General features: G+C 73.1%; 8 protein-coding genes. 5 read left to right on the top strand and 3 right to left on the bottom strand.

Annotation, left to right across the window (positions count from 1 at the left end):
- Positions 1–89 precede the first annotated feature (89 nt).
- The gene (locus tag SM447_RS19185; protein ID WP_474574188.1) at positions 90–1,856 is read right to left on the bottom strand and encodes an NAD+ synthase; all 1,767 of its coding nucleotides are present in this window, start codon (positions 1,854–1,856) and stop codon (positions 90–92) included.
- 205 nt (positions 1,857–2,061) lie between these two features.
- Here SM447_RS19185 and glnA point away from each other — a divergent pair, with 205 nt between their 5' ends.
- Positions 2,062–3,411, top strand: coding sequence for a type I glutamate--ammonia ligase (gene glnA / locus SM447_RS19180; protein WP_474574187.1), 1,350 nt, complete (start codon positions 2,062–2,064; stop codon positions 3,409–3,411).
- A gap of 122 nt (positions 3,412–3,533) precedes the next feature.
- Positions 3,534–3,959 carry a DUF350 domain-containing protein gene (locus SM447_RS19175; protein WP_474574186.1) on the top strand — a complete coding sequence of 142 codons (426 nt, stop codon included), beginning with the start codon at positions 3,534–3,536 and terminating at the stop codon, positions 3,957–3,959.
- Between the two features lie 307 nt (positions 3,960–4,266).
- On the opposite strand, the gene SM447_RS19170 is transcribed toward SM447_RS19175, so the two are convergent.
- Both SM447_RS19170 and SM447_RS19165 read right to left on the bottom strand, forming a co-directional pair.
- A complete protein-coding gene (locus tag SM447_RS19170; protein ID WP_474574185.1) occupies positions 4,267–4,788 on the bottom strand; it encodes a hypothetical protein in 522 nt (173 codons plus the stop codon).
- A gap of 146 nt (positions 4,789–4,934) precedes the next feature.
- On the bottom strand, positions 4,935–5,810 hold the full coding sequence (locus SM447_RS19165) for a S66 peptidase family protein (protein ID WP_474574235.1): 876 nt from the start codon (positions 5,808–5,810) through the stop codon (positions 4,935–4,937).
- A 135-nt stretch (positions 5,811–5,945) separates the two neighbouring features.
- On the opposite strand from SM447_RS19165, the gene SM447_RS19160 reads away from it, so the two are divergent.
- The 3 genes from SM447_RS19160 to SM447_RS19150 all read left to right on the top strand — a co-directional run bounded on the left by SM447_RS19160 (position 5,946) and on the right by SM447_RS19150 (position 11,681).
- Positions 5,946–6,713, top strand: coding sequence for a type 1 glutamine amidotransferase (locus SM447_RS19160; protein WP_474574184.1), 768 nt, complete (start codon positions 5,946–5,948; stop codon positions 6,711–6,713).
- On the top strand, positions 6,713–9,901 hold the full coding sequence (locus SM447_RS19155) for a bifunctional [glutamine synthetase] adenylyltransferase/[glutamine synthetase]-adenylyl-L-tyrosine phosphorylase (protein ID WP_474574183.1): 3,189 nt from the start codon (positions 6,713–6,715) through the stop codon (positions 9,899–9,901). Before SM447_RS19160 ends, SM447_RS19155 begins: the two co-directional genes overlap by 1 nt.
- Positions 9,902–10,079: 178 nt before the next feature.
- Positions 10,080–11,681: a hypothetical protein gene (locus SM447_RS19150; RefSeq protein ID WP_474574182.1), complete on the top strand. Its 1,602-nt coding sequence runs from the start codon at positions 10,080–10,082 to the stop codon at positions 11,679–11,681.
- The last annotated feature ends 45 nt before the right edge of the window (positions 11,682–11,726 follow it).

Raw genomic sequence — 11,726 nt, 5'->3', positions numbered from 1 at the left:
TCGTCCCACCGTCCGGGCGGTCGGCGGCAGGGCGCAGTGGAGGATGTCACTCCGGCCCGGCAGCCCGGGCCGACGGGCTGAGAGCCCGGTCAGCCGTCCTCGCGCCACCGATTGGTGATCGGCAGCCGCCGGTCCCGTCCGAACGCCTTCATCGAGATCTTCGTACCCGGTGCCGACTGGCGGCGCTTGTACTCGGCGGTATCCACCAACCGCAGCACCTTGTCCACCACCGCCGGGTCGTGGCCGGAGGTGATCAGGCCGTCGCGGCCGAGGTCACCGTCGATGTAGCCGATCAGGATCGGGTCGAGGACGTCGTACTCGGGCAGCGAGTCGCTGTCCATCTGACCGGGGCTCAGCTCGGCGCTCGGCGGCTTGCCGATCGAGTTTTCCGGAATCGGCGGGGTCAGGCCCAGTCGGGCCGCCTCGGCGTTGCGCCACTTGGCCAGCCGCCAGACCAGGGTCTTCCACACGTCCTTGATCGGGTTGAAGCCACCGACCGAATCGCCGTAGAGGGTCGAGTAGCCGACCGCCAGCTCGCTCTTGTTGCCGGTGGTCAGCACCAGGTGGCCCTCCTGGTTCGACAACGCCATCAGGATGACGCCGCGTACCCGGGCCTGGAGGTTCTCCACCGCGACCCCGGACAGCGACATGTTCGCCAGGAAGGTGTCCACCATCGGCTGGATCGGCTCCACCCGGTAGTCCAGCCCGGTGCGCTTGGCCAGGTCCGCCGCGTCGGTGCGGCTGTGCTCGGAGGAGTGCTGGCTGGGCATGGAGACCCCGACCACCCGGTCGCCACCGAGGGCGTCGGCGGCGATGGCGGCGACCACCGCCGAGTCGATGCCGCCGGAGAGCCCGAGCACCACCGAGGGAAAGCGGTTCTTCTCGACGTAGTCACGCAGCCCGAGCACCAGCGCCTGCCACACCTCGGCCTCGTCGGCCACCGGCTCGATGATGCCGCCGGTGGCCGCCGGGCCGGTGGGCGCGGGCGGGATCCCCTCGACGGTACGGCGCACCACCCGCAACCCGTCGGCGATCTGAGCGCCGTCCGTGTCCTCGACGTCGCCCTCGGCGGTGGGCAGGTCGACGTCGTGCACGAGCAGGTGCGTGACGAACTGCGGTGCCCGGGTCAGCAGCGTCCCGTCCGCCGCGACGATCATCGAGTCGCCCTCGAAGACCAGCTCGTCCTGACCGCCGATCATGTTGACGTACGCGATGGTGGCCCCGGCCTCGGCGGCGCGCCGACGCACCAGCGGCAGCCGCACGTCGTCCTTGTTCAGCTCGTACGGCGAGCCGTTGATGTTGACTACCAGCCCCACCCCGGCCTGCCGGGCGGCGGCGAACGGGCCGCCGGCCTGCCACAGGTCCTCGCAGATGGTCAGCGCCACGTCCACGCCACCGAGGCGGACCACGGTGAGCATGTCGCCCGGCATGAAGTAGCGGTCCTCGTCGAAGACCCCGTAGTTGGGCAGGTGATGCTTGAAGTAGGTGGCGATCACCTCGCCACGGTGCAGCAGCGCCGCGGCGTTGCGTGCCCCCCGCCCCGGCTGGGCGTCCGCGCTGACCTGCGGCGGACCGTCGGCGTCGAGATAGCCGACCACGACCGGCAGCTCGCCCAGCCCGTCGGCGGCGAGATCGGCGGCCAGCCGGCCGAGCGTTGCCCGCGACGCCGCCACGAAGGACTGACGGAAGACCAGATCCTCCACCGGGTACCCGGTCAGCATCATCTCCGGGAAGAGGACGAGCTGGGCGCCGGCCTCGGCGGCCCGGCGGGTCCACGCGCGGACGAGAGCGGCGTTGCCGGTGAGGTCACCGACGCTGGGGTTGACCTGGCACAGGGCGAGACGCAGGGTGGGCATGTCCTCATCTTGCCCCAGCGGCACAGGGTCGACACGTCGGCGTGTGACAGCGGGTGGGAGGTCGGGACCGCCGGTCGGGACTGGGCGGGACGCAACGGCCGCGGTTCGGTTAACGTCTGCGTAATCGGGTCGGTGGAGACTGGTCGGTCAGGTCGGGCTGAGTCCGGCCGAAGGCGGACATAGCGTGTCGCGGAAGGTTGGGGAAGTGGACCGTCAGCAGGAGTTCGTCCTCCGTACGCTGGAAGAACGGGACATCCGTTTCGTCCGGCTGTGGTTCACCGACGTGCTCGGCACGCTCAAGAGCGTGTCCGTCGCCCCCGCCGAACTGGAGGCCGCCTTCGAGGAAGGTATCGGCTTCGACGGCTCGGCCATCGAGGGCTTCGCCCGGGTCTTCGAGTCGGACATGGTCGCCATGCCCGATCCGACGACCTTCCAGGTCTTCCCCTTCGAGGGCGGGGTCAGCGGCGAGAGCGCCCGGATGTTCTGCGACATCCTGCTGCCCGACGGCGGCCCCTCCTGGGCCGATCCCCGCCACGTGCTGCGGCGGGCGCTGTCCCGGGCGGCCGAGAAGGGGTTCACCTTCTACACCCACCCGGAGATCGAGTTCTTCCTGCTGGAGAACGGGCCGCTGGACGGCAGCGTGCCGGTGCCGGTGGACACCGGCGGCTACTTCGAACACACCACCCACGCGGTGGCGCGCGACTTCCGCCGTCAGGCGGTGCTGTCGCTGGAGCGGATCGGCATCTCGGTCGAGTTCAGCCACCACGAGGTCGCCCCCGGTCAGCAGGAGATCGACCTGCGCTACGCCGACGCGCTGACCACCGCCGACAACATCATGACCTTCCGGCACGTGGTCAAGGAGGTGGCGCTCTCCACGGGCGTACAGGCCACCTTCATGCCCAAGCCCTTCACCGACCAGCCGGGCAGCGGGATGCACACGCACCTGTCGCTGTTCGAGGGGGAACGCAACGCGTTCCACGACCCCAGCGACCCGATGAAGCTGTCCAAGGTCGCCCGGGCGTTCATCGCCGGGCTGCTGGCCCACGCCCGCGAGTACACCGCGGTCACCAACCAGTGGGTCAACTCGTACAAGCGGCTGTTCCCGCAGGCGCTGCCGGACCGGGTCACGGAGAGCCCCGCGTACGTCTGCTGGGGGCACCTGAACCGCTCCGCGCTGGTCCGCGTCCCGGCGTACGGCAAGCCGAACTCGGCCCGGGTGGAGATCCGCTCGCCCGACTCGGCCGCCAACCCGTACCTCGCCTTCGCCGTGCTGCTCGGCGCCGGGATGAAGGGCATCGAGGAGGGGTACGAGCTGCCGCCGGGCGCCGAGGACGACGTGTGGGCGCTGACCAGCGCCGAGCGGCGGGCGATGGGGTACGAACCCCTGCCGGAGAACCTGGCCGAGGCGATCGACGTGATGGCCGGTTCGGAGCTGGTCGCCGAGGTGCTCGGCGAGCACGTCTTCGACTTCTTCCTGCGCAACAAGCGCGCCGAGTGGGAGCAGTACCGCCGGGAGGTCACCCCGTACGAGCGTCAGCACTACCTGTCGCTGTAGCCACCGCCCCGGCGGGCCCGTGAGAACGGCCCGCCGCCGGGCGGCGGAGCGTTGCGCGTTCCCGCTATCGTCTCGATCACCGTGCCGGCGTCCGCCGGCCGCAGACGGTCGGGAGGCAGTCGGTGCTGGTGGATCTGCTCAGCGGAGCCTGGCAGAGCGTGGTGTTCGGGGTCGTCGGGGTCGGCCTGATGGCCGCCGGCTTCGTCCTGGTCGACCTGCTCACGCCGGGCAAGCTGCGGGACCTGATCTGGGTACGCCGCAACGCCAACGCCGGCCTGCTGCTGGCCGCCAACCAGCTCGGCGTCGCCGGCATCGTCTTCACCGCGATCCTGACCAGCTATCACGACTTCGCCAAGGGGCTGGCCTCGACGGTGGTCTTCGGGCTGGTCGGTCTCGGCATCATGGCGCTGGCCTTCTTCGTGCTGGACCTGATCACCCCGGGCAAGCTCGGCGAGGTCATCTGCGCCGACGAGCCGCACCCGGTGGCGCGGGTCAGCGCCGCCAGTCACTTCGGTGCCGCGCTCATCGTCTGCGCCTGCATCGCCTGACGCAGCCCGCGACCAGCCTCCGGGCCGCGTGGCCGACGGCCGGACCCCGCGTGGCCGACGGCCGGACCCCGCGCTGCGTTACGCCGGCCGGGTTCCGGCCCCTTGGCCGACGGCCGGGCTCCGGGTTCGGGGCCGTGTTGCCGACGGCCGGGCTCCGCGCCGTGCTTCGCGGCATGTCGCGGTTTCCCAGACGGCGGAAACCGCGACATGCCGCATCTGGCGAGCCGCCTGAGGGGCGAGCCGCCTGAGGGGCGAGCCGCCTGAGGGGCGAGCCGCGCGAGGGGTGAGACGCCCGAGGGGCGGGGCCTCACTTGCCGGCGGACTCACCCACGCCGCCACGCGGCCCCGGGCCGCCCCAGCCGCCGAGGACACCGGCCTCGACGGCGGCGGTGATGGCGTCGGCCTGTTCCTGGGTCAGCTTGCCGTCCTCGACCGCCTGCGCCAGCCGCTCGGCCAGCGCCTCCTTGCGCTCCTCGGCCGACGGCGGGGTCCGCCGCTCGCCCATGTGGCCCTCGCCGCGCCCCGGGAAGCCCCGGTGGCCCTCGCCGCCGGCCCGGCCCTGCGGCTGGTACCGCTCGCGGAGCTTCTCCAGCGCCCCGGTCACCTGCTCGGTCGGCAGGCCCAGCTCCTCGGCCAGCGCCTCGGCGAACTCCGCCTGACGCGTGGCCCGCTGCTCCTGCCGCTCGCCCTGGTCCGGCGCGCCCGCGCTGGCGCTCGGGGTGGCCTTGTCGTCGGCGAACGCCACGGTGGGAGCGGCGATCCCCACGCCGAGCACACCCGCCGTGGCCAGGCCGGCCAGCAGGTGCTTCTTCGAAATCGTGCGGGACATCGGTCCTCCAACTCGTCGGTGGTGCGATGACGCGACCGACAGTGACGAGCCTGGCTGGGCGTGGACCGTGGCGAAGCTGTCAGCGAGCTGGCAATCCCGACCAGGCTGGCAATCCCGACCAGAGAAGGGACGTGTGGAGCAGAGGATCAGCGGACGGCGGAGGTGACGGTCAGCGTGCCGGCGTCGGCGTCGAGGGTCGCCCGGGTACCCACCGGAACGGTGAGCTGACCGGGGCCGTGGCCGATCGGCAGGCCGCCGAGCACCGGTACCCCCAGGTCGCCGAGGCGTTCGGCGAGCACGTCGGTCACCCCGACCGGCCAACCGTCGGCGCAGTCGGTGAACTGGCCCACCGCCACCCCGGCCAGCCCGTCCAGCGCGCCGGCCCGGCGCAGCTGGGTGAGCATGCGGTCGACCTTGTACGGCGGTTCCTGCACGTCCTCCAGTAGCAGCACCGCGCCGGTCAGGTCGGGCATGTCCGGGGTGCCCAGCGACGCCACGACCAGGCAGAGGTTGCCGCCCAGTAGCGGGCCGGCGGCCCGGCCCGCGACGCGTACGCCGAAGGTCTCCTCGTCCTCGACGGCGCGGACGGTGACCGGCCGGGCGCTGGTCAGCGCCGCGTGCAGGGACTCGGCCGAGGCCAGCGGGGTGCGTTCGTCGCGCCAGGCCGCTCCCGGCCCGTGCACCCCGGCCAGCCGGGCGCCCCGCCAGAGCGCGAAGTGCAGCGCGGTGATGTCGGAGAAGCCGGCCACCACCTTCGGGTCGCGGCGCACCACCGTCATGTCGATCGCGTCCACCACCCGCTGCGCCCCGTAACCGCCCCGGGTGCAGATGACCCCGCGCACCTGCGGATCGGCGAACGCCGTGTTCAGGTCGGCCGCCCGAAGCGCGTCCGAGCCGGCCAGGTAGCCCTGCCGGGCGTACGCGTTGGGTGCGAGCACCGGTCGCAGCCCCCAGCCGGTGAGCAGTTCCACGCCCCGGGCCACCCGCTCCGGGCGGGTCGGTCCCGACGGTGACACCAGCATCACCGTGTCGCCGGGACGCAGGGCGGGCGGGCGTACGACGTGGTCGGACGGGCTGCGGTCGGACACAGCGGCAGAGCCTAGCGGGCCCGGTCCCGCGCGCCGGCCCGGTTAGCGAGACCGGATAGCCTCGACCACGTGGCAACCGCGTTGGTGATCGAGAATGACCCGACCGACGACCCGCGCCGGCTGGGGGAGTGGCTGACCGAGGCCGGTCTGGAGCTGTCGGTGGTCCGCCCGCACGCGGGCGACCCGCTCCCCGCCGACCTGGACGGCTTCGCCGCCCTGGTGGTGCTCGGCGGCGACCAGCAGGCCTACCCGATGGCCGACGGAGTGCCGGCGGCACCCTGGTTCCCGGCCGTGGAGAAGCTGCTCCGCAAGGCCGTGCGGCACCGGCTGCCGACCCTGGGCATCTGCCTGGGTGCGCAGCTGCTCGCCACCGCCCACGCCGGCACGGTCGATCGCAGCCCGTCCGGCCCGGAGGCAGGGCCCGCCGTGGTCGGCCGGCGCGACGCGGCCGAGAACGACCCGCTCTTCCGGTACGTCCCGTTGATCCCCGACGTGTTGCAGTGGCACGTCGACGAGATCACCGAGCTACCCGCCGGTGCCACCCTGCTGGCCGCCTCCACGCGCTACCCGCACCAGGCCTTCCGCCTCGGCGACCGGGCCTGGGGGCTGCAGTTCCACATCGAGTGCGACACCGCGATGATCGCAGAATGGGCCACCGACTCGGCGCTGCTGGCCGAGCTGGGCTACGACCCGCAACTGGTGATCTCCGCCTGCGACGCGGTGATGGTCGACGTCGAGGAGGTCTGGCAGCCCTTCGCCGCGCGGTTCGCCGCGCTGGCCCTCGGCGAGCTGGACGACGCCGGGTCCCGTCGCAACCTGCCGTTGCTCGGGCACTGATGGGCCGGCCGACCAGCGCCACGGGCCGGCTCGCCCGCTACGGCTTCGGCGTCACCGACGACGACGCCCGGGCCCGCGCCGCCGACCTGCTCGGACCGCACGGCCTCGACCTGTGGCGCCCGCAGACGCAGGAACCCACCGGTGAGCAGGCCCGGGAACTGCTCACCGCGCTGTCCCGGGTCGCCGACCCGGATCTGGCGCTGCGCCAGCTGCACCGACTGGTGGAGGCGGAGCACCGCGCGGCCGGCACGGGCGGCCCGAACGGCACCGCCGGCACGGGTGGCACCGCCGGCTCGGGCGGCGCGGTACGGCAGCGGGGCGCCGGACCTGGTCGCGTCACGGCGGCCGCCCCGGACGCCACCGGAAGTGGCGACGCTGCCGGGAGCGGGGGCGCCGGGAGCGGTGGGGCCACCGCTGGTGGCGGCATCGGGGCGGGGTCGGCGCTGCTCGCCGCGCTGCACGACGATCCGGGGCTGCGTCGCCGGTTGCTCGCCGTGCTGGGCGCCTCCTCGGCACTGGGCGATCACCTCGTGGCCAACCCCGACCAGTGGCCGGTGCTGCGCACCGAACCGGACGGCCTCGCCCCGACCGCCGACGGCCGGCTCGACCTGACCGGCGACGGCAACCCGGTCGCGGTGCTGCGGCGGGCGTACCGGCTGGCGCTGCTGCGTATCGCGGCGGCCGACCTGACCGGCGGGCGCGGCCTGGAGCAGACGATGGCCGCACTCTCGGCGCTGGCCGACGCGACGCTGTCGGCGGCGTACCAGATCGCGGTGGCGGAACTGCCCGAGGGCACCCGGGAACCGCGCCTGGCCGTGGTGGCGATGGGCAAGTGCGGCGGCGGCGAACTGAACTACGTCTCCGACGTCGACGTGATCTTCGTGGCCGCCGAGGACGACGACCTCGCCACGGCCACCACCGTGGCCACCCGGCTGATCCACATCTGCGGACTGGTCGCCTGGCCGGTCGACGCGGCACTGCGCCCCGAGGGCAACCGGGGACCGCTGGTACGCACCCTCGCGAGCCATCTGGCGTACTACCGGCGCTGGGCGCGTACCTGGGAGTTCCAGGCGCTGCTCAAGGCCCGCCCGGCCGCCGGTGACCTGGCGCTCGGTCAGGAGTGGATCGACGCGCTGGCGCCGCTGCTCTGGCAGGCGGCCGAACGCCCGGAGGCGGTCGAGGACGTCCGGGCGATGCGGCGCAAGATCATCGACCATATCCCGCCGAAGGAGCTGGAACGCGAGATCAAACGCGGCCCCGGCGGGCTGCGTGACATCGAGTTCGCGGTGCAGCTGCTGCAACTGGTGCACGGCCGGGGTGACGAGACGCTGCGGGCACCCGGCACCATTCCCGCCCTGCGGGCCCTGGTCACCGGCGGCTACGTCGGTCGGGCCGACGGCGAGGCGCTGCTGCGCGGCTACCGTTTCCTGCGCGGCGTCGAGCACCGCCTGCAACTACAGGGCCTGCGGCGTACCCACACCGTACCGACCGAGCCGGGTGCGCTGCGCTGGCTCGCCACCGCGCTCGGCCACACCGCCACCCCCGGGCGCAGCGCCGTCGAGGAGTTCCGCGCCGAGTGGGTCACCCACGCCTCCGAGGTACGCCGACTGCACGCCAAACTGCTCTACCGGCCGCTGCTGGAGTCGGTGGCCCGGGTACCGGCCGACGGGCTGCGGCTGACCCCGGAGGCGGCCCGCAACCGCCTGGAGATCCTCGGCTTCGCCGACCCGGCCGGGGCGCTGCGTCACCTCCAGGCCCTCACCGGCGGGGTGAGCCGTACCGCCGCCATCCAGCGCACCCTGCTGCCGGTGCTGCTCAGCGAGTTCGCCGACGCGCCCGAGCCGGACCGGGGGCTGCTCAACTACCGGCAGGTCTCCGATTCCCTCGGCAGCACCCCCTGGTACCTGCGGCTGCTGCGCGACTCCGGGCCGGTGGCCCGCCGGCTGGCCCGGGTGCTCTCCTCCTCCCGGTACGTCGCGGACCTGCTGGCCCGCGAGCCGGAGGCGCTGCGGCTGCTGGCCGAGGAGAGTGAGCTGAGCCCACGCCCCCGCGAGGTGCTCTTCGACGGGTTCGCCGCCGCCGCGGCCCGGCACACCGACCCGGTCGAGGCGACCCGGGCCGTACGCGCCCTGCGCCGCCGGGAACTGCTCCGCCTCGCCTGCGCCGACGTGCTCAGCCGGGCCGGCTCGCTGGCACCGGCCCGCCCCGACGGCGGCCGGACCACGGCCGCCCTGGCCGACATCACGGCCGTCGGCACCGCGCTGTCCGACGTCACCGACGCGACCCTCGCGGCCGCGCTGCGGACCGCCCGCGCCGCCCAGCCGGCCATGCCGGGACTGGCGTTCGCGGTGATCGGGATGGGCCGGCTCGGCGGGTACGAGTCGAACTACCTTTCCGACGCCGACGTGCTCTTCGTCTACGACCCGCCGGAGGGGGTCAGCGAGAGCGCGGCCAGCGCCGCCGCGCAGGCCATCGCCGAGGAGCTTCGGCGGCTGCTGGGGATGCCCGCACCCGACCCGCCGCTCGGCGTCGACGCCGACCTGCGGCCCGAGGGACGGCAGGGGCCGCTGGTCCGCAGCCTCGCCGCCTACCAGCAGTACTACGCCCGGTGGTCCCGGGTGTGGGAGGCACAGGCGCTGCTGCGCGCCCGCTGCGTCTGCGGCGACGCCGAGCTGGGCACCCGCTTCGAGCGGATGGTCGACCCGATCCGGTACCCGGCCGACGGGCTGACCCGGGAGCAGATCATCGAGATCCGCCGGATCAAAGTGCGGGTGGAGACCGAGCGGCTGCCCCGCGGCGCCGACCCGGCCACCCACACCAAACTCGGCCGGGGCGGCCTGGCCGACGTGGAGTGGGCGGTGCAGCTGCTCCAGTTGCGGCACGCGGGCGCGTACCCACAACTGCGCGGCACGCGTACCCTCGACGCCCTCGCCGCCGCCCGGGACGCGGGCCTGGTCGATCCGGCGGACGCCGAGGCGATGGCGGCCGGCTGGACGCTCGCCGCGCAGGTCCGCAACGCGCTGATGCTGGTCCGGGGCCGTGCCGGCGACCAGTTGCCCCGGCACGGCGTCGAACTGGCCGGCGTGGTCCGGCTGCTCGGCCACGAGGACCCGGGGGAGTTCCTCGACGAGTACCTGCGCACCGGCCGCCGCTCCCGCGCCGCCACCGAACGCGTCCTGGAGATGTAAGGAAGGGCCCCTTATTAACGTCTCCGGTAGAGGAAGGGCCCCTTCTTAACCGCGTCGCGGCACAACCGTGGCTGCCAGGTGACCGGTTTCAGCGGCTGCCGGTGCGGACCCGCTGCCCTGGGCAACTCGCACCCCGTGGTACGACTTCCCGGTGTCGATGTCACCTCGGGATCTAACTGTGAGCAGGCCCGATGCCGTGCCCCCGGCGTCGGTCGGTGCGCCGGCGCAGAACGGTCCCGTGCTGAGCGCGCTAGCAGCGTCGGCGGTGCTGGCCGCCCTGTTTCTGGCTGCCCCGCGGATGGGAACGGACCTCTCCGCCCAGGTCGCCCGCGCCGGGTTCGTTCAGCGAAACGGTCTCGCCCCAATCGACTTCTCCTGGTACGGCGGGGTGAACCAGTTCGGCTACAGCCTTTACACGCAACTGCTCGGAACGCTGGTGGGGGTACGTGCGGTCGGGGCGATGGCGGCAGTCGTGTCCGCTGTCGCCCTCGCCTCGCTGTTGGCGCGCACGGGTGCCCGTCGGCCGGTCCTCGGCGGAGTGCTCGGCGCGGGCGTGCTCGTCGGGAACCTGGCTAGCGGCCGGATCACCTTCGCTGTCGGTCTGATGTGGGGTCTGCTGGCGCTTTGTGCCCTTGCCGTACCGCGAGGGCCACGATGGGTGTGGCTGTCGGTGGCCGGCATGGCGGCGGCGCTGGCGACCGCAGGCAGTCCGGTCGCTGGCCTCTTTGTCGGCCTGGTAGGCGGCACGCTGCTGATTCGCGATGTCTGGTCGGGCCGACGGCCGGGAGCCGGCGCCCTGGTGTTGTGTCTGGTCCCGGTTGCTGTGGTCGTGCCGATGGCAGTGCTGTTCGGCAACGGCGGCCGGCAACCATTCACTGCCGAGTCGCTGCGAATCAATCTGGCGCTGGCCGCGCTGGTCCTCGTGCTCGTGCCGGTGAGGACCCTGCGAATCGGCGCTGCGCTCACCGTGCTGCTCCTGATCGCCGCCTACTATGTGCCCAGTCCGGTCGGATCGAACGCCCTGCGCCTGCCGATGCTCTTCGTCTTGCCGATCGTCGCCGCGTACGCCACGGTGAGCCGGCGGTGGTTGGCCGCCCTGCTCGTCGCGCTGCTCTGGTGGCAGTCACCAGTGATGACCAACGATATCGCCCGCCGTGGCTCCACCGCCGCGTACGCATCCTTCTACCGTCCGCTACTCGACGAGTTGAACCGGCGGGCACCGGTCGGCCGGGTTGAGGTGGTGCCGTTGCGGGATCACTGGGAAAGCGTGTTCGTCGCGGAAGCCGTACCGCTCGCCCGAGGCTGGGAACGTCAGGTTGATGTGAAACGTAACCCGCTGTTCTACGGCGACGGGCTTGACGAAGCAGGGTATGGCGACTGGCTTCGCCGGAACGCCGTCAGCTTCGTGGCATTGGCACCCGACGCCGCGCTCGACCGGTACGGCCGGGACGAGGCGACCCTCGTCCTAGCCGGTCAGCCGTACCTTCGGGAGGTCGGTCGCCCCGGGCAGTGGCGTCTCTACGAGGTGCTCGGCCCGGAGCCGTTGGTCTCCCCGCCGGCCCGGCTCGACGGAGCGGACGACGCTGGTGTGCGGTTCACGGTCGACGCGCCGGCCGACGTGCTCGTCCGGGTCCGCTGGTCCCGCTGGCTGTCCCTGGTGGCCGGCGACGGCTGCCTGAGCCCCGGGGCGGACGAGTGGGTCACGGTCCGGGTTCGGAACCCGGGCAGCTTCCAGGTCACCAGCAGCCTGCGGCCGTCCGGCCACTGCCAGCCCGGTTGACGCGTGCCGGCACCGATGGGTGTGGTCGGTGCGCCGCGGCGAAGG

Source organism: Micromonospora aridisoli, from assembly GCF_056150025.1.
This window is presented reverse-complemented; position numbering and strand designations above follow the sequence as displayed.